Here is a 17893-nt window from a genome sequence, read left to right as displayed (position 1 = left end):
GCTCCACAGGACTCCCACGGGAAGGGAACGGAACCCACTTCATATGGCCGGAAACGCCATTGACCAGACCCGCCGGATGCTGTCCCTGGTCACCTATCTTCGCGAGCGTCCCGGGGCCCGGGTGGCCGATGTGGCGCGTGCCTTCGGTATCACCGAGGACGAGCTGATCGGCGACCTGGACGTACTGCCCATGTGCGGCACCAGCTTCCGCGGCGGCGATCTGCTGGACATCGACACCGACGGCGACCGCATCTGGTGGCACAACCCGGACGCCTCCGGCACCAGCACCGGCGAGCCGCTGCGGCTGGCCGCCGACGAGGCCACCGCCCTGCTGGTGGCCGCCCGCGCCGTGGCCACCCTGCCGGGTCTCCGGGAGAGCGACCGCCAGGCCCTGCTGCGGGCCACCGCCAAGATCGAGGCCGCGGCCGGCGAGGCCGCCGGGGCCAGCTCCCGGCTCTCGGTGAGCTTCGAGTCCGAAGGCGGAGTCTTCGCCGATGTGGACCGGGCCATCTCCGAGCGCCGCCGGCTGTGGCTGCGCTACTACTCGCCCGCCCGGGACGAGCTCACCGAGCGCGAGGTGGACCCCATCCGGCTCTTCGCCGTGGGCCACACCTATATGGAGGCCTGGTGCCGTCTCTCCGAGGCCCGGCGCACCTTCCGCCTGGACCGGGTGGCCGAGATCCGGCTGCTGGACGAGCCCGCCGACCCGCCGCCGGTCGAACTGCGCGATCTGTCCGCCGGGCTGGTGCAGCCCGCCGCCGAGGACCCCGAGGTGATCATCGAGGTCGGACCGGGCGGCCGCTGGGTGGCCGAGTACTACCCCCATGACAGCGCCGAGGAACTGCCCGACGGCGGCCTGCGCATCACCCTGCGCACCCCCGACCCGGCCTCGCTGCGCCGGCTGGCGCTGCGCCTGGGCCCGGACGGCCGGATCGTCTCCCCGCCGGACCTGGCCGACAGCGCCCGGGAGGCGGCCCGGGCGGCCCTGGCCGCGTACGGGGAGTGAGGGCCGGCCATGGACGCGACCGCCACCGCCACCGCCGTCTTCAAGGCCGCCTGCCCCGACTGCCGGGGCCGCTTCGAACTGCACGCGGGGGCGCTGCGGCTGGCCATCGGCGCCAGCAGCCGCACCACCTTCTACTCCTTCACCTGCCCCGACTGCGGCTCGGCGGTGCGCAAACCGGCCGGTGAGCGCATTGTCGAACTGCTCACCGGCGGCGGGGTGCGCACCCTGCGGCTGCACTCCACCGCCTGATCACACCCCCGCCCCGGCCACCGATAGGTTTCACCGCATGTTCTGGCCCATGACCGCCATCGCCCTCGGCTTCTGCGGGATCGCCGCGCTCGGCGTGCTCACCGCCCGTGTGCTGGTCCAGGTGCGCCGACTGGCCCGGGAGATCGATGTCAGCTCGCGGCGGATCACCCGCGCCACCGAGGAACTGGAACGGGCCGCCACCCCGCTGGCCGCCCGGGCCGCCCGCACCCTGCGTCAGGAGTGATCACCGCGCCCGCCGGTTACCCTGGACCGGGCGGGCGGAACCCGGTGTACGTCAAGGCATTGCCAGGCGTTCACCACCGCGCGTTACGATCGCACCCTCCCTGCGCTTCGGTGAGAAGGTACACGCTTATGTTCGGACGGCTCGGCCCGCGCGGGCTCCCGTGCCCGGACGGCGGGGACGCCGCCGGCGGCCCGCCCGCTGACGCGGGGCGGCCCGCGCCACGTACGATCAAGGCGGCTCCCGGCGCTGTGAACTCCCGCCCGGTGCACCAGAACGCCGACCGTTCCCCGCAGGGCTGACCAGGACGATCAGACGGCCGTCCCCGGTCACCGTCTGCCGCACGAGATAGGGATGTGGGTTGCTGAAGTCCGCCCGCAAGATGGAGAAGGACCCCGAGGGGCGGATGCCGCTCGTGGAGCACCTTCGCGAGCTGCGCAACCGGCTGGCGAAGTCCGTTTTCGCGATCGTGGTCGTGGCCATCATCGCGGCCTTCTTCTACAAGGACATCATCCAGCTCTTCCAGCACCCCATCCAGAAGGCGGTGCAGTGTGACGTCGATCTGGCGCAGCTGAGCCACAAGAGCGACCACAAGCCCTGCGGCAACATCACCATGTCCGGCCTGATGAAGCCGTTCTCGCTGGCGGTGAAGGTCTCGGTGATGTCCGGCCTGGTGGTGGCCAGCCCGATCTGGCTCTACCAGCTGTGGGCGTTCCTCGCCCCCGGCCTGCACCGGCACGAGAAGAAGTACGCCCTGGGCTTTGTGGCGGCCGGCGTTCCGCTGTTCGCCGCCGGTGGCTGGTTCGCGTATCTCATCCTGCCCAAGGCGGCCCGGATGCTGATCGACTTCACCCCGGGCGGGGTCACCAACCTGCTGCCGCTGGACGAGGTCATCGACCTGGTGGTCCGCCTGGTGGTGGTCTTCGGCCTGGCCTTCGAGCTGCCGCTGGTGCTGATCATGCTCAACTTCGGCGGGGTGCTCACCGGCCGCCGGATGCTCAGCTGGTGGCGCGGCATGATCATGGGCGTCACGGTCTTCTCGGCCGTGGCCACCCCCACCGCCGACGCCTTCTCCATGCTCGCCCTGGCCGGGCCGATGGTGGTGCTCTACTTCATCGCGGTCGGCATCGCCCTGCTCAACGACAAGCGCCGCCGGCGCCGCGACCCGGACGCCGGGCTGTCCGACGACGAGGCCTCCCAGCTGGACCTGACCCCGCAGGCCATCGGCGAAGCCGAGCCGGTGCCCGCGCTGCCCGAGCACCCTGAGGACCGCACCGCCCACCGCGGCGGCTATGACGATGTGACCTGATCCGGCCCGCCCGCCGGTCCCGCGGCCCGCGGATCGCCGGGCTGCCGATAAGGTCCGCAGGTGACCAGCGATCTCACGCTCTTCGTCAATCCCACGGCGGGCCGCGGCCGGGGCGCCCGCGCGGCGCTGCCCGCCGCCCGGGTGCTGCGCCGGGCCGGCTACTCGGTCCGTACCGTCCTGGGCATGGACGCCCCCGACGCGCTGCGCCGGGCCCGCGAGGCGGTGGCGGCCGGCACCGGCGCGCTGATCGCGGTCGGCGGGGACGGCCTGGTCTCGCTGGCCCTGCAGGCCGTGGCCGGCACCGGCACCCCGCTGGGTGTGGTGGCGGTGGGCACCGGAAACGACTTCGCCCGCGCCAATGGCCTGCCGGTACGCGACGGCGAGGCAGCCGCCCGGCTGATCGCCGCCTCGCTCAAGGAGGACGGCGGACGCCCGCGCGACCTGGGCCTGGTCACCGGCTCCGGCACCTGGTTCGGCACCGTACTGGCCTCCGGCCTGGACTCCCGGGTCAACGACCGCGGCAACCGGCTGCGCTTCCCCCGCGGCCGGCTGCGCTACGACCTGGCACTGCTGGCCGAACTGGCCGCGCTGCGCCCCATCCGCTACCGGATGCGGCTGGACGACGGGCCCGAGCAGGAACTGGAGGCGACCCTGGTGGCGGTGGGCAACGGCTCCTGCTACGGCGGCGGGATGCGTATCTGCGCGGACGCCCGGCTGGACGACGGGCTCTTCGACATCACCGTGGTCGGTCCCTGCCACCGCCGCACCCTGCTGACCGTCTTCCCCCGGGTCTACCGGGGCAGCCATCTCGGCCACCCCAAGGTCACCGTGCACCGGGCGGCCCGGGTCAGCCTGGCCGCCGAGGCGGTCACCGGCTACGCCGACGGCGAGCCGCTGGGGCCGCTGCCGCTGACCGCCGAAGCCGTGCCGGGAGCGGTGCGGGTGCTGGGAGCCCGCTGACGACGGGAGCCCGCTGACGACGGGAGCCCCGCAAAGGCCCGAGCCCGGTCAGGACCGGGAGCGGCGATAAAGATCGGGTGCTTGTCAGAGCCCGCCGGTAGGCTCGTAAGCAAGATGACCGAGGACATGTCCCCTGCTGAGCGCTATGCCCTGGCCCGGCAGCGCGCCGCGGAGCAGGCCACCGCTCTGGCCCCGTTCCGCGAGATGTACGAATTCGAGCTCGACCCCTTCCAGATAGAGGCCTGCAAGGCGCTGGAGGCGGGCAAGGGAGTGCTGGTCGCCGCGCCGACCGGCTCCGGCAAGACCATCGTGGGCGAGTTCGCCGTCCACCTGGCCCTCACCCAGGGCCGCAAATGCTTCTACACCACCCCCATCAAGGCCCTCTCCAACCAGAAGTACAACGACCTGGTGGCCCGCTATGGGGCCGGCCGGGTCGGCCTGCTCACCGGTGACAACAGCATCAACGGGGACGCCCCCGTGCTGGTGATGACCACCGAAGTGCTGCGCAATATGCTCTACGCCGGCTCCCAGGTCCTGGCCGGGCTGGGCTATGTGGTGATGGACGAGGTGCACTACCTCTCCGACCGTTTCCGGGGCGCCGTCTGGGAGGAGGTCATCATCCACCTCCCGGACTCGGTGACCCTGGTCTCCCTGTCCGCCACCGTCTCCAACGCCGAGGAGTTCGGCGACTGGCTGGACACCGTGCGCGGTGACACCCAGGTGATCGTCTCCGAGCACCGCCCGGTGCCGCTGTGGCAGCACGTCCTGGCCGGCCGGCGGATGTACGACCTCTTCGAGGAGAAGGAGGGTGCCCAGGGCACCCGGCGCGAGGTCAACCCGGACCTGGTGCGCCTGGCCCGGCTGGAGAACAGCCGCCCGCTGGGCCGGGACCGGCGGCGCGGCAGTCTGCGCGAGGCCGACCGGGAGCGGGAGCGCCGCCAGCGCAGCCGCATCTGGACGCCCAGCCGGGTGGAGGTCATCGAACGGCTGGACGCCGAGGGCCTGTTGCCCGCCATCACCTTCATCTTCAGCCGGGCGGGCTGTGAATCGGCCGTCCAGCAGTGCCTCTACTCCGGCCTGCGGCTCAATGACGAGGCCGCCCGCCACCGGGTGCGCGCCCTGGTGGAGGAGCGCACCGCGTCCATCCCCCGTGAAGACCTGCATGTCCTGGGTTACTTCGAGTGGCTGGAGGGCCTGGAGCGGGGCATCGCCGCCCACCACGCGGGCATGCTGCCCACCTTCAAGGAAGTGGTGGAGGAGCTCTTTGTGCAGGGCCTGGTCAAGGCGGTGTTCGCCACCGAGACCCTGGCGCTGGGCATCAATATGCCCGCTCGTTCGGTGGTGCTGGAGAAGCTGGTCAAGTGGAACGGCGAGACCCACGCCGACATCACCCCCGGCGAGTACACCCAGCTGACCGGACGGGCCGGGCGGCGCGGTATCGATGTCGAGGGCCATGCGGTGGTGCTCTGGCAGCGCGGGATGGACCCGGCGGCGCTGGCGGGCCTGGCGGGCACCCGTACCTATCCGCTGCGCTCCAGCTTCAAGCCCTCGTACAACATGGCGGTCAACCTGGTCGCCCAGTTCGGCCGGCACCGCTCGCGGGAGCTGCTGGAGACCTCCTTCGCCCAGTTCCAGGCGGACAAGTCGGTGGTGGGCATCTCCCGCCAGGTGCAGCGCAACGAGGAGGGCCTGGCCGGCTACCGCGAGGCGATCCAGTGTCACCTGGGCGACTTCGAGGAGTACATGCGGCTGCGCCGCGAACTCAAGGAGCGCGAGAACGAGCTGGCCAAGCAGGGCGCCAGCCAGCGCCGGGCGCAGGCGGCCGCGGCGCTGGAGCGGCTGAAGCCCGGTGATGTGATCCATGTGCCCACCGGCAAGTACGCCGGTCTGGCGCTGGTGCTGGATCCGGGCCTGCCCGGCCGCAGCGACCGGCACCGCGGCTATGACTCCTTCGACGGTCCGCGGCCGCTGGTGCTCACCGCCGAGCGGCAGGTCAAGCGGCTGGCCGCGATGGACTTCCCGGTTCCGGTGGAGGCGCTGGAGCGGATGCGCATCCCGCGCAGCTTCAATCCGCGCAGCCCCCAGTCGCGCCGGGATCTGGCCTCCGCGCTGCGTACCAAGGCCGGTCATCTGGTGCCCCAGCGGCACCGCCGCTCCCGCGCGGCGGCCGCCGACGACACCGAGATCAGCCGGCTGCGCGCCGAGCTGCGGGCGCACCCCTGCCATGGCTGTGACGAGCGGGAGGACCACGCCCGCTGGTCCGAGCGCTATCACCGACTGCAGCGGGACACCCGCCAGTTGGAGCGGCGGATCGAGGGCCGTACCAACACCATCGCCCGCACCTTCGACCGGATCTGCCGTTTGCTGACCGATCTGGGTTATCTGCGGGGCGAGGAGGTGACCGAGCATGGTCACCGACTGGCCCGGCTCTATGGCGAGTTGGACCTGCTGGCCTCGGAGTGCCTGCGCGAGGGCATCTGGGAGGGCCTGGGCCCGGCCGATCTGGCCGCCTGTGCCTCGGCGTTGGTGTACGAGTCCCGGCAGACCGACGACGCCATGCCGCCCAAGGCGCCCTCCGGACCGGCCCGTTCGGCGCTGACCGAGATGGTGCGCATCTGGGGCCGGCTGGACGCCCTGGAGGAGGAGCACAAGATCAACCAGGCCGAGGGCGTCGGCCAGCGCGAGCCGGACCTGGGCTTCGCCTGGGCCGCGCACCGCTGGGCATCCGGCGGCAGCCTGGACGAGGTGCTCCGGGAAATGGAGCTGCCCGCCGGTGACTTCGTCCGCTGGTGCAAGCAACTGATCGACGTACTGGGCCAGATCGCGGCGGCCGCTCCGCCCGGCAGCACGGTGGCGCGCAGCGCCCGCAAGGCGGTGGACGGTCTGCTGCGCGGAGTGGTGGCGTACTCCTCGGTGGGCTGACGGCCCCTTGCCGCAGAGCCCGCCCCCCCTTGCCGGGGGGCGGGCCTTTTTCTTTACCGATACGCGATATAACGCGTACTGGACCGCGGCATGGTACTCGCGATATGCTCGGCCACGAGTATATGGAAGCGAGGAATCGTAATGGTGGCCAAGCGCAAGGTGAACAACCCCCTGGCGCTGGCTGTGCTGACCGTCCTGGCGGAGCGGCCCATGCACCAGTACGGGATCGCCCGCCTGCTGCGGCTACGCGGCAAGGAGCAAAGCATCAAGATCAATTACGGTTCGCTCTCCACCGTCGTCCATGGCCTGCGCAAGCACGGCCTGATCGAGGTCTCCGGGGTCCAGCGGCAGGGCAACCGCCCCGAGCGCACGGTCTATGCGCTCACCGCCGAAGGGCGCCGGGAGATGCATGACTGGCTGGCCGAGCTGGTGGCCGTCCCGGCGCGGGAGTTCCCGCTCTTCGAGACGGCCCTCTCGCTGCTGCCCGCCCTGCATATCGACGAGGCCCGGGAGCTGCTCGGCCGGCGCCTGGCCACCCGGCGGGCGCAGGCCGCCGCGATCCGCGCGGACCTCACCAGCCTCACGGACACCCTGCCCAGAGTGGTGCTCATCGAGCTGGAGTTCCAACTGCACATGATCGAGGCGGAAATTGCCTGGATCCAGGGCTTCCAGGAGGAACTGGACCGGGGCACCCTCGGCGGCGCCGAGGTCTGGCGCGAGATCAGCGAGACCGGCAGGATCCCGGACGTCCTGCGGGACCTGGAGGACATCACCGACTAAAGACCACGACCGGACATCACCGGCTGGAGACCACCGACCCGGATATCGCTGACCCGGGACATCACCGGCCGGAAAAGACGAACCCCGGCGGCGCTGCGCCAACAGCCCCGCCGGGGTCCATAACCCCGAACGGACCTGCGGTCAGGCAGGCCGGGCGCTCGAGGTGCGGCACACCCACAATAGCCCGGCTTCCTTCCGTGGATCGGTTCGGCCTGCACCGAACACCCAGATCACGGAGGTTGCTCACCGATGAGCACAGCCCCGCCCGCCGTCGAGGCGAGCGCACTGACCAAGACCTATCCCGGCAAGGTCACCGCCCTGGACGGGCTCAGCCTTACCGTGCGGCCCGGCACCGTCTTCGGTCTGCTGGGCCCCAATGGCGCCGGAAAGTCCACCACCGTCAAGATCCTCACCACCCTGGCCCGGCCCGACTCCGGCTCCGCCACCGTGGCCGGCCATGATGTACTGCGCCACCCCGACCGGGTCCGGCGGGCCATTGGCGTGGTGGCCCAGCGCTCCGGCGCCGACCCGGTGGCCACCGGCCGGGAGAACCTGCTGCTCCAGGGGCGGCTGTACGGTCTGCGCGGCGCCCGGCTGACCGCCCGCGTCCAGGAGTTGCTGGACCGCTTCGCGCTGGCGGACGCCGCCGCCCGCCCGGTGAAGACCTACTCCGGTGGAATGCAGCGCCGGCTGGATGTGGCGCTGGGCCTGGTGCACCGCCCCGAGGTGCTCTTCCTGGACGAGCCCACCACCGGGCTGGACCCCGAGGCGCGCACCGCCATGTGGGAGGAGATCGGCCGGCTGGCCGGGGACGAGGGGCTGACCATCGTGCTCACCACTCACTACCTGGAAGAGGCGGACCGCCTGGCGGAACGCATCGCCATCGTGGACCGCGGCCGGGTGGTCACCACCGGCACCCCCGACGGCCTCAAGGCCGAACTGCGCGGCGACACCGTCCAGGTGGAGCTGTACGAGGCCCCGGGCGAGGTGGACGCGCGTCTGCTGGCCACCGCGCTGGGGGAGTTCGCCGGGATCCGCGAGGTCACCCTCGACGGCCGCCGGCTCAGCGCCCGGGCCGACGACGGAGGCGTCGCGGTGCCCGCCGTACTGGCCGTACTGCAACGCGAGGGCGCCCGGGCCGCCTCGGTCACCGTCGCCCGTCCGTCCCTGGACGACGTCTATCTGCGTCATGCGGGCCGCCGGTTCGCCGACGCGGACTCCGTCCCGGCGCTCGCCGGAGGTGCCCGGTGAGCGAGACCCTGCGTCAGACCTGGTATATGACTCAGCGTCAGCTGATGGCGATGGTGCGCCAGCCCGCCTACCTGCTGATCACCCTGATCCAGCCGGTGATCTGGCTGTTCCTCTTCGGGGCGCTGTTCCGCAAGGTGGTGGAACTGCCCGGCTTCGGCGGCAGTTACCTGGACTACCTGGTGCCCGGGGTGGTCGCCATGAGCGCTCTGTCCACCGCCATGTGGGCGGGCATGGGCACCCTGGAGGAGATCGAACGCGGCACGCTCAACCGCTTTCTGACCACTCCGGTCAGCCGCAGCGCGCTGATGAACGCCAATGTGGTGCAGCAGGGGCTGAGCACGGCGGTGCAGTCGCTGGTGATTGTGCTGCTCGGCAAGGCGGGCGGGGCCACGTACCCCGGCGGAGTGGGCGGTCTGGCGATCCTGGTGATCGCCTCGGTGCTGCTGGGCACCCTCATCGGGGCGGGCTCCAACGCCCTGGGCATGCTGGTGCGCCAGCGGGAGTCCATCATCGGCATCAACAGCTTTCTGCTGCTGCCGCTGACCTTCCTGTCCTCAGCCTTTATGAAGCCCGGGCTGATGCCGTCCTGGATGCGGCATATCGCGGACTTCAACCCGCTCAACTGGGCACTGGTCGCGGGCCGTTCGGCGATGTCCGCCGACCCGGACTGGGGCGTGGTGCTCGGCCGCGGCGGGGCGCTGCTGCTGGCGGCGGTGGTGGCGGTCTGGCTGTCCACCCGGACCTTCCGCTCCTACCAGCGGTCGGTGTAGCCAAGCCTGTTGGGCGCGGCGGCGCCGCCCGCCGCGCCCCTTACAGGGGGGACTCTAAGCCGCGGAACCCTCCTGCTCCGCCTCCACCCGCTGGTTCCACTCCCGCTTGGACGCCTGCCAGCCGTCCTCGTCATGGCCCCGGCGCCAGTAGCCGGAGATGGACAGCCGCTCTCGCGGAACCCCGCGTTCCAGGCGGAGATGGCGGCGCAGTTCCTTGACGAAACCGGCCTCGCCATGGACGAAGGCATGGACCTCGCCGGGCGGGAACTCCAGCGCCCGTACCGCCTGGGTCAGGGCCTCGCCCACCGGCCGGCCGTCCCGGTGCAGCCAGACCACCTCGATGCCGGGCGCCAACTCCAGCTTCTGCCGCTCCTGTTCACCGGCGACCTCGATAAACGCATGGACCATGGCACCCTCCTCGATCCGCTCCAGTGAGGCGGCGATGGCGGGCAGCGCGCTCTCGTCGCCGGCCAGCAGGTGCCAGTCGGCGGCCGGATCGGGGGAGTAGGCACCGCCGGGACCCAGGAAGAGGATCTCCTCGCCCGGCTGGGCCCGTACCGCCCAGGGGCCGGCCAGGCCCTGGTCACCATGGACCACGAAATCCAGGGTCAGTTCGCGCGCCTCAGGGTCGAAGGAGCGCACCGTATAGGTACGGGTCCGGGGCCACTGCTCGCGCGGGAAGTCCCGGCGGACGGCCTCGATGTCGAAGGGCTCGGGGTAGTCCACCCCCGCCACCGGGAACAGCAGCTTGACGTAGTGGTCGGTGTGCACCCCCGCCCCGAACTCCGCCAGCTCCTCCCCGCCCAGCACCACCCGCGTCATATGCGGGGTCAGCCGTTCGGTACGTACCACACGGGCCCGGGTGACCCGGTTTTTGCTGCTGCGGACGGGACGTTCAGGACGTTCGGTCATGACGCTTCCCCCAGGAAAATAAGTTAGGTCTGCCTAACCTAACATCTATTGCGGCAGTGCGGACAGCAGGCGTTGCAGGGAGCCGCCCAGGCCCCAGCGGCCCGCCAGCGCCTCCAAGGTCTCCGGATCGCGGGGCGCGGACGGCAGGGCGGCGTCGAACGGGGCCAGCGGGACATCCGTGGCCACCCGCACCACCTTGGGCGCCACCGTCAGATACGACCGGGCCGAGGTCAGCCGCTGCCGCTGCGCCGGGGTGAGCCGTGCCGCCGGATCGTCCACCGCCGCCATGATCCCGGCCAGGTCGCCGAAGGAGGCCAGCAGCTTGGCCGCGGTCTTCTCGCCGACCCCCGGCACACCCGGCAGGCCGTCGCTGGGGTCGCCGCGCAGCAGCGCCAGATCGGCGTACCCCGGTCCGTCCACCCCGTACTTCTCCTTCAGCCAGGACTCGTCCACCGCCTGCAGCGTGCCGACTCCCTTGACCGGATAGAGCACCCGCACCCCGCGCCGGTCGTCCACCAGCTGGTAGAGGTCGCGGTCGCCGGTGACCACATCCACCGGGCCGGTGGCGCGCACCGCCAGGGTGCCGATCACATCGTCGGCCTCGTATCCCGCGGCGCCCACCCGGGCGATGCCAATGGCGTCCAGCACCTGCTCGATCACCGGGACCTGGGGGGAGAGGGTGTCCGGGACCTCCTCCTCGTCCACCTCGTCCGCCACCTCCTCGGCCACCCGGTGCGCCTTGTAGGAGGGGATCAGCGCCACTCGCCACTGGGGGCGCCAGTCGGCGTCCATGCAGGCCACCAGGTCATCGGGGCGGTGGTCCTGGACCAGGCGGGCGATGAAGTCCAGCAGGCCGCGCACCGCGTTCACCGGGGTGCCGTCCGGAGCCTTGACGGACTCGGGCACCCCGAAATAGGCGCGGAAGTACAGGGAGGCGGTGTCGAGGAGCATCAGGCGTCGGGTCACGGGGTCGATGATGCCGCACCCCACTGACACCGGGACGCCCGGGTGTGAAGTGGCTCACTGTTCCGTTTGCCCCGAATGAGCCTGGGCAGGCGCGGTGCCGGAGTGAAGCCGTTGTGTCCAAGACCGACATAACGGATATGGCGGTCCGATGCCGTGCCACTCCACGGCCCGCGCCGGGGGAGGGCCGTAGTGAGTTCGACCCGAGAGGTGTATGTGTCCAGGCTCAGAGCCGAGCATCTGTACAAGGTGTTCGGCAGACGACCCGAAGCCGCCGTCCAGCGACTGCGTGACGGCGCCGGCCGCGAGGAACTGCGTGCCGATGGCATCACGGCCGCCGTGATCGACGCCTCCTTCGAGGTCCGGGCCGGCGAGATCTTCGTGGTGATGGGTCTGTCCGGATCCGGCAAGTCCACCCTGCTGCGCATGCTCAACGGGCTGCTGGACCCCACCGCCGGACGCGTGCTCTACGACGGCCGCGACCTGACCGCCCTCTCCCCGCGCGAACTGCGCGAGGTGCGCTCGCGGAACATCAGCATGGTCTTCCAGCACTTCGCCCTGTTCCCGCACCGCAGCGTGCTGGAGAACGCCGCCTATGGCCTTGAGGTACGCGGGGTGCCGCGCGCCGAACGCGAGGAACGGGCCGCCGAGGCACTGGAGCTGACCGGGCTGGGCGGCTGGGAGCGCTCCTGGCCGGACGAGCTCTCCGGCGGTATGCAGCAGCGCGTCGGCCTGGCCCGCGCGCTGGCCACCGACGCCGACCTGCTGCTGATGGACGAGTCCTTCAGCGCCCTGGACCCGCTGATCCGCCGCGATATGCAGGATCAGCTGCTGGACCTGCAGAAGCGGCTGAAGAAGACCATTGTCTTCATCACCCATGACCTCAATGAGGCCATGCGGCTGGGCGACCGGATCGCGGTGATGCGCGACGGCCGGATCGTCCAGAACGGCACCGCCGAGGACATCCTGGTCCGGCCCGCCAATGACTATGTGGCCTCCTTCATCCAGGATGTGGACCGCACCCGGGTGCTCACCGCCGGCTCGATCATGGAAAAGCCGGATCCGGAAAGGCTGGATCCGGAAAGGCCGGGCGGCTCCGCCGGGGAGCACGCCGCCACCGTGCCCTCCGGCACCCCGCTGGCCGAGCTCTTCGCCCCCTTCGCGCACAGCACGGCGCCGGTGGCCGTCACCGATGAACGGGGCCAACTCGCCGGAATCGTCACCCGGGAGCGGCTGCTGGCCGCCCTCGGAGAGCAGCCCACCACGGAGGTGACCGCCTGATGCCCAGGATCAAACTCGGAAACTGGGCGGAGAGCGCGGTCGGTTGGCTCAATGCCCATCTCTCCTGGCTCTTCGACGCCGTCAACACGGTGCTGACCGGCGCCTATGACGCGGTGCACGCCGTGCTGGGCGCCCCCCAGCCGCTGCTGATGGCCGGCATCCTGGCCGTGATCGCCTGGTGGCTGCGCGGTCTGCCGGCCGCGGTGGCCGCCTTCGCGGGGCTGGCCCTGATCGACTCCTTCGGCCTGTGGGACCAGGCCACCGCCACCCTCTCCCTGGTGCTGGTGGCCAGCCTGATCACCCTGCTGCTGGCGGTGCCGCTGGGCATCTGGGCGGCCCGCGACCGGCGGGTGAGCGGGGCACTGCGGCCGGTGCTGGATGTGATGCAGACGATGCCCGCCTTCGTCTATCTCATTCCCGGCGTGATGTTCTTCAAGATCGGTCCCATTCCGGGCCTGATCGCCACCATTGTGTTCGCCATGCCGCCCGGGGTACGGATGACCGAACTCGGCATCCGCCAGGTCGATGGCGAACTGGTCGAGGCGGCAAGGGCGTTCGGCACCACACCGCGCGACACCCTCACCCGGGTCCAGCTGCCGCTGGCGCTGCCCACCATCATGGCGGGCGTCAACCAGGTGATTATGCTGGCGCTTTCCATGGTGGTCATCGCGGGCATGGCCGGCGCCGGCGGCCTGGGCGAGGCCGTCTACTCGGCCGTCACCCAGGTGGACATCGGCGGCGGTGTGGAGAGCGGTGTCGCCGTGGTGGTCCTGGCCATGTACCTGGACCGGATGACCGGCGCCCTGGGCAAGCGGGTCTCCCCGCGCGGCCGCCGCGCCACCGCCAAGGCGGGCGCCAACCGCCCGGTGAACCTGCTGCGTTACCGGCCCGGCACCGCCGTCGCCACGGTCGGCATCGTGGTGCTCGCCCTGGTCGCGGGCGGTATGCACCTGGCCGGCGGCGGAGGCCGGGAGAGCGTGGCCGCCGGCCCCAATGTGGGCAATGGCAAGCACATCAAGCTCGGTTACTTCCCCTGGGACGAGGCGGTGGCCTCCACTTACCTCTGGGAGAACATCCTTGAGCAGCGCGGCTACAAGCCGGACGTCAAGCAGCTGGACCCCGGTCCGCTCTACACCGCCCTGGCCCAGGGGCAGATGGACGTCCAGTTCGACTCCTGGCTGCCCACCACGCACAAGCAGTACATGGACCGTTACGGGTCCCAGCTGAGCGACCTGGGCGCCTGGTACGGGCCGACCTCGCTGGAGCTGTCGGTGCCCTCCTATGTCAAGGGCATCGACTCGCTCGCCGATCTCAAGGGCAAGAGCGCCCAGTTCGGCGGGAAGATCATCGGCATTGAGGCCAGCGCCGGAATGATGGGCAAGCTCAACAGCACAGTGCTCAAGGAGTACGGCCTGGACGGCGAGTACCAGGTGGTGTCCTCCTCCACCGCCACCATGCTGGCCGAACTGCACCGGGCCATCGACAAGAAGGAGCCCATCGTCACCACCCTGTGGTCGCCGCACTGGGCCTATGGCACCTACCCGCTGAAGAAGCTCAAGGACCCCAAGGGCGCCTGGGGCAAGGGCGAGCAGATCCACGCGGTGGGCAAGAAGGACTTCGGCAAGGACTTCCCACAGGTCGCCCAGTGGGTGAAGAACTTCCATATGTCGGAGAAGGAGCTGTCCTCGCTGGAGGCGGCCATCCAGCAGGGCGGCAAGGGCAAGGAGAAGGAGTCCGCCCGCAAGTGGCTGGACGCCCGGCCGGGTCTGATGGACAAGCTGGCGCCGGTGACCAGCTAGCGTTCGGTTGGGGGCGCGGCCGGCCGCGAAGGTCCGCGCTTGCCATGTACCCGGCCTCGTACGGCCCTTCCCATCCCGGGGAGGGCCGTGCCGTATGCACCGCCGTACCGCGCGGCGCTCACTCCGCCGGGGTGTCGGTGGCGTCCGTGGCCCGCCACGGCAGCCAGCCTGCCTGGACCGCCAGCACCCCGGCCTCGAACCGGCTGCGGGCCCCCAGGCGTTCCATCAGCCCGGTGGCTATCCGCCGCGCGGTGCGCTGCGAGACGCCCAGCCGCTTGGCAATGGCCTCATCGGTACGGCCTTCGGCCAGCAGCCCGATGGTGGCCGCCTCCTGAGCGGTCAGTCCCAGCGAGTTGCGGCAGGAGGAACCGCCCAGCGGCTGGCCGGTGTCCCAGATCCGGTCGAAGAGCGCCTCCAGGGCGGTGAGCACGCCCTGGCCGGTGAGCACCACCGAGCGCGCCTCGCTCTCCTCGCTTCCCTCGCCGGAGACCGGAAGCAGCGCGGTGGTCGCATCGATGACCACCATGCGGGTCGGCAGCGAGGGTACGGTGCGCACCTGGCCGCCCAGGCCGGTGAGCCACTGCGCATACGCCACACAGGGCGCGCTGTTACGCACGCTGTCCAGGAAGACGGTGCGCAGGCGCACACCGCGTTCCAGCAGCTCCTGATGGAAGGGACGGATGGCCTCGAATTCCTCCTCGGGCTGTGTCTCACTGGGGCAGAAGGTCAGCACCTCGGTACGGGCCGAGCGTCTGAGTTCGGCCAGCCGGTCCATGATTGCGGCCATGCCGGTCAGCTGTTCTCCGGTGAAGCCCGTGGAGTCCGGGCGCCGCTCCGAGAACTCCGCGATAAGCCGGGCGGCTGCGGCGCGCGACTCCTCAAGTTGCTGTTGCGCGGTGGCAAGTTGGGCCTGCCGGCGATGGAGCAGAATTCCCAGCCCGATGTCCGGCGAGACCGCGTCGGGTCGCCCCTGTCGTTCCCCCGACGGCCGCACCAGGGCGAGCTCGCTCAGCACATCCAGTCCGCGGCGTACATCGGCTTCCGCAATTCCCAGGTACTCGGCGAGAGTGGTCACGCCCGCGCCGGGCATCGCCAGCATTCCTCGGTAGACGCGCTCCGAGGTGGCATCAAGTCCCAGTGTCTCCAGCACCACTACCCCCCATGTTGAGTCTGATCTTGCCAGGAACTTACGCGATCATTGCACGCCCATGAGAGGAGGGGGGAAGGTACTCCTTCACTCCGGCGGAAACGGTTACAGAACGAACCATTCTGAGCGCGACGGCTGGCGGGAACCGTTCTTCTGCTGGGAGGGTTGCTGTCATGTATCTCGTGCACATCAGCCTGTGCGGACCCATGGGCGTAAAACTCCCCAACGGTGTACGGGAATTGGTAATGGCCCACGCACGCCCCGAGGAGGGTGTCGAGCATGTGGTGGCCCACCCCCACGCCGAACCACACCCCGTGCTCGGGCTCTTTCTCCGGGCGGACCGGCTGAGGACCGCAGAGCTGCGGGCGGCCGGGGTCTGCCGGCGGGCCATTGAACGATCCCCGGAGCTGGCCGGCTGGGAACTGCTCAGCGCCCAGGTGCCGTTGCTGGACCACTGCTGGCTGGACTGATCCGTCCAAGGCCACTTCGGTCCACCCGGATTCCCTTTTCCCAGGCCCGGCGAGGGCGCAAGCTGTTCTGCGTCGGCGCGGCCACATCAAGGCCGCGGGCATTGGCACTTCGCTCTTGGAGGTACGACCGGAGATGTTCCGCCCCCCGTCCTAGCGGACGTGCCGCCTTCCCCATGTTCCCGGCTCGCGAGCGGCCCTGTGTCTGAAGCGGCCACCGCCTGCTGAGCCGATCACCGCATTCCTTCCTGGCACGACGGCCAATTCGCCATGTCAGCATGCCATTCAACGGGAGACTCCTGTGCCCAGTAACACGTATCTGCGAAAGTCCGCCATCGGTATAGCCCTGGCCTGCGCTCTGGCGGGCGGTACGCTCGCGACCAGCGCGATGGCGGCCACTCCGGCACCCACGCACAAGGCATCGGCCAAGCCTTCGGCCCAGAAACACGCCAACCCCGGACAGGGCCCGAGGATGCACGTCCCCGGCAGACATGTCTCCAAGTTGCCCAAGGGCCTGGCCCGGGTGGCTCCCGGAGCCGGCGACATGGCCCCCGCCATCACTCGCAGCGAGGTGCTCAGGCGAGCCCAGACCTGGGTGGACGCTGATCTGCCGTACAACCAGCAAGCCAAGTACCAGGGCTATCGCACGGACTGTTCCGGCTATGTCTCCATGGCCTGGAACCTTGGGGATTCACTGACCACACCCGAATTCGACGGCTCTGTCGCCAAGCGGATCAGCAAGGAGGAACTCCTGCCCGGCGATGCGCTGTTGAACCCCAAGGCGGGCGACTACGGGCACATCGTGCTCTTTGAGAAGTGGGCCAACGACGCGCACACCTCGTATGTCGGCTATGAACTTTCCGGGACCGGTATGCATCACCGTACGCTCCCCTACGCCTACCTCCCGGGCTACGACGCCGACAGTTACTACCCGATCCGCAACATGTCCATCGTCGATGACACTCCTGACGACCCGGGCATGACGAGCCTGACGGCGGGTGACTTCAACGGTGACGGTAAGAAAGACCTGGTTGCGGTTGAGGTCAACTCCGGGAAGCTGTTTATGTATCCGGGGCAGGGCAACGGCCGTCTCGGTGATCGTGTGGAGATCGGCAACGGTGGCTGGAACGGGATGAAGGATCTCGTCGCCACTGATCTCGATGGTGATGGCAAGGATGACCTGATCGCCACGGAGAAGAGCACCGGGAAGCTGTTTATGTACCCCGGTACGGGCAACGGTGTTGGTGACCGTATCGAGATTGGTCGTGGTGGCTGGAACGGTCTGAAGAACCTGTTCGCGGGTGACTTCAACGGTGATGGCAAGAAGGACATCGGTGCCACGGACATCGCCACCGGGAAGCTGCTTCTCTATCCGGGCCGGGGTAACCGCAATGGTCTCTATGCCCTTGGTGATCCGGTCGAGATCGGCAACGGTGGCTGGAACGAGATGAACAAGCTGGTCAGCCCCGGTGACATGAATGGCGATGGCAAGGACGATCTGATCGCCACCGAGACCACCACGGGCAAGCTCTTCCTCTACCCCGGAACGGGCCATGGGCTTGGTGACCGTATCGAGATCGGCCACGGCGGCTGGAACGGTATCTCCGGTTATGCGGGTGCCGACTTCAACGGTGACGGCATAGGTGACTTGGCCGCCGTGGAGTCCGACCCGGGCCAGACCGGAAAGCTCTACTTCTACCCCGGCACCGGCAAGGGCGGTCTCGGTGACCGCACCGAAATCGGCAACGGCGGCTGGTAATAGGCGCGTTGTCCCGGGGCGGGTCGTCCCTCGTCCGATCCGCCCCGGCCACCACCCTCCCAAGTCTTCCTCTCGAG

The 17893-nt window shown here is 69.9% G+C and carries 16 protein-coding genes; 13 read left to right on the top strand and 3 right to left on the bottom strand.

What is annotated here, in order from left to right:
- The first annotated feature begins 43 nt into the window (after window positions 1-43).
- The 9 genes from CV755_RS05280 (at window position 44) to CV755_RS05240 (ending at window position 9488) form a co-directional block, all read left to right on the top strand.
- Window positions 44-1006 carry a helix-turn-helix transcriptional regulator gene (locus CV755_RS05280; protein ID WP_109278956.1) on the top strand — a complete coding sequence of 321 codons (963 nt, stop codon included), beginning with the start codon at window positions 44-46 and terminating at the stop codon, window positions 1004-1006.
- Window positions 1007-1015: 9 nt separating this feature from the next.
- Window positions 1016-1255 carry a hypothetical protein gene (locus CV755_RS05275; protein ID WP_109278955.1) on the top strand — a complete coding sequence of 80 codons (240 nt, stop codon included), beginning with the start codon at window positions 1016-1018 and terminating at the stop codon, window positions 1253-1255.
- A gap of 37 nt (window positions 1256-1292) precedes the next feature.
- Window positions 1293-1499, top strand: a complete 207-nt coding sequence (locus tag CV755_RS05270; protein WP_109278954.1) for a hypothetical protein — start codon at window positions 1293-1295, stop codon at window positions 1497-1499.
- Between the two features lie 358 nt (window positions 1500-1857).
- Window positions 1858-2805: a twin-arginine translocase subunit TatC gene (tatC, locus tag CV755_RS05265; RefSeq protein ID WP_109278953.1), complete on the top strand. Its 948-nt coding sequence runs from the start codon at window positions 1858-1860 to the stop codon at window positions 2803-2805.
- A gap of 60 nt (window positions 2806-2865) precedes the next feature.
- Entirely contained in the window at window positions 2866-3765 is a 900-nt protein-coding gene (locus CV755_RS05260; RefSeq protein WP_109278952.1) for a diacylglycerol kinase, read from the top strand.
- Window positions 3766-3879: 114 nt separating this feature from the next.
- Entirely contained in the window at window positions 3880-6687 is a 2808-nt protein-coding gene (locus CV755_RS05255) for a DEAD/DEAH box helicase (RefSeq protein WP_109278951.1), read from the top strand.
- 141 nt (window positions 6688-6828) lie between these two features.
- A complete protein-coding gene (locus CV755_RS05250; protein ID WP_109278950.1) occupies window positions 6829-7467 on the top strand; it encodes a PadR family transcriptional regulator in 639 nt (212 codons plus the stop codon).
- A 249-nt stretch (window positions 7468-7716) separates the two neighbouring features.
- Window positions 7717-8718: an ATP-binding cassette domain-containing protein gene (locus CV755_RS05245; protein ID WP_109278949.1), complete on the top strand. Its 1002-nt coding sequence runs from the start codon at window positions 7717-7719 to the stop codon at window positions 8716-8718.
- Window positions 8715-9488, top strand: a complete 774-nt coding sequence (locus tag CV755_RS05240; protein ID WP_109278948.1) for an ABC transporter permease — start codon at window positions 8715-8717, stop codon at window positions 9486-9488. Before CV755_RS05245 ends, CV755_RS05240 begins: the two co-directional genes overlap by 4 nt.
- Before the next feature lie 54 nt (window positions 9489-9542).
- On the opposite strand, the gene CV755_RS05235 is transcribed toward CV755_RS05240, so the two are convergent.
- Window positions 9543-10400 carry a siderophore-interacting protein gene (locus CV755_RS05235; protein WP_109278947.1) on the bottom strand — a complete coding sequence of 286 codons (858 nt, stop codon included), beginning with the start codon at window positions 10398-10400 and terminating at the stop codon, window positions 9543-9545.
- Window positions 10401-10445: 45 nt separating this feature from the next.
- Window positions 10446-11351 (bottom strand): 5'-3' exonuclease, encoded by a 906-nt coding sequence (locus tag CV755_RS05230; RefSeq protein ID WP_109279029.1) that lies wholly within the window; start codon window positions 11349-11351, stop codon window positions 10446-10448.
- A 228-nt stretch (window positions 11352-11579) separates the two neighbouring features.
- Here CV755_RS05230 and CV755_RS05225 point away from each other — a divergent pair, with 228 nt between their 5' ends.
- The gene (locus tag CV755_RS05225; RefSeq protein ID WP_109279028.1) at window positions 11580-12644 is read left to right on the top strand and encodes a quaternary amine ABC transporter ATP-binding protein; all 1065 of its coding nucleotides are present in this window, start codon (window positions 11580-11582) and stop codon (window positions 12642-12644) included.
- On the top strand, window positions 12644-14443 hold the full coding sequence (locus tag CV755_RS05220; RefSeq protein WP_109278946.1) for an ABC transporter permease/substrate binding protein: 1800 nt from the start codon (window positions 12644-12646) through the stop codon (window positions 14441-14443). The genes CV755_RS05225 and CV755_RS05220 overlap by 1 nt, the downstream gene beginning before the upstream one ends.
- 118 nt (window positions 14444-14561) lie before the next feature.
- On the opposite strand, the gene CV755_RS05215 is transcribed toward CV755_RS05220, so the two are convergent.
- Window positions 14562-15593 (bottom strand): helix-turn-helix transcriptional regulator, encoded by a 1032-nt coding sequence (locus tag CV755_RS05215; RefSeq protein ID WP_109279027.1) that lies wholly within the window; start codon window positions 15591-15593, stop codon window positions 14562-14564.
- A gap of 170 nt (window positions 15594-15763) precedes the next feature.
- Between CV755_RS05215 and CV755_RS05210 the strand changes: the two genes are divergently transcribed.
- Together CV755_RS05210 and CV755_RS05205 are read left to right on the top strand one after the other, a co-directional pair.
- Window positions 15764-16060 (top strand): hypothetical protein, encoded by a 297-nt coding sequence (locus tag CV755_RS05210; protein WP_161968591.1) that lies wholly within the window; start codon window positions 15764-15766, stop codon window positions 16058-16060.
- 541 nt (window positions 16061-16601) lie between these two features.
- Window positions 16602-17816: a C40 family peptidase gene (locus CV755_RS05205; protein WP_161968590.1), complete on the top strand. Its 1215-nt coding sequence runs from the start codon at window positions 16602-16604 to the stop codon at window positions 17814-17816.
- Window positions 17817-17893: the final 77 nt, after the last annotated feature.

It is taken from the genome of Streptomyces orinoci (genome assembly GCF_003121295.1).
Lineage (GTDB): Bacteria > Actinomycetota > Actinomycetes > Streptomycetales > Streptomycetaceae > Streptomyces > Streptomyces orinoci.
The sequence above is the reverse complement of the archived record's forward strand: the minus strand, read 5'-3'. Positions and strand labels throughout refer to the sequence as shown.

Coding starts and splice junctions, on each gene's coding strand:
- CV755_RS05210 (WP_161968591.1), top strand. CDS start 15,764: ATGTATCTCGTGCACATCAGCCTGTGCGGACCCATGGGCGTAAAACTC.
- CV755_RS05230 (WP_109279029.1), bottom strand. CDS start 11,351: ATGCTCCTCGACACCGCCTCCCTGTACTTCCGCGCCTATTTCGGGGTG.
- CV755_RS05275 (WP_109278955.1), top strand. CDS start 1,016: ATGGACGCGACCGCCACCGCCACCGCCGTCTTCAAGGCCGCCTGCCCC.
- CV755_RS05205 (WP_161968590.1), top strand. CDS start 16,602: ATGGCCCCCGCCATCACTCGCAGCGAGGTGCTCAGGCGAGCCCAGACC.
- CV755_RS05245 (WP_109278949.1), top strand. CDS start 7,717: ATGAGCACAGCCCCGCCCGCCGTCGAGGCGAGCGCACTGACCAAGACC.
- CV755_RS05255 (WP_109278951.1), top strand. CDS start 3,880: ATGACCGAGGACATGTCCCCTGCTGAGCGCTATGCCCTGGCCCGGCAG.
- CV755_RS05270 (WP_109278954.1), top strand. CDS start 1,293: ATGTTCTGGCCCATGACCGCCATCGCCCTCGGCTTCTGCGGGATCGCC.
- CV755_RS05220 (WP_109278946.1), top strand. CDS start 12,644: ATGCCCAGGATCAAACTCGGAAACTGGGCGGAGAGCGCGGTCGGTTGG.
- CV755_RS05280 (WP_109278956.1), top strand. CDS start 44: ATGGCCGGAAACGCCATTGACCAGACCCGCCGGATGCTGTCCCTGGTC.
- CV755_RS05250 (WP_109278950.1), top strand. CDS start 6,829: ATGGTGGCCAAGCGCAAGGTGAACAACCCCCTGGCGCTGGCTGTGCTG.
- CV755_RS05235 (WP_109278947.1), bottom strand. CDS start 10,400: ATGACCGAACGTCCTGAACGTCCCGTCCGCAGCAGCAAAAACCGGGTC.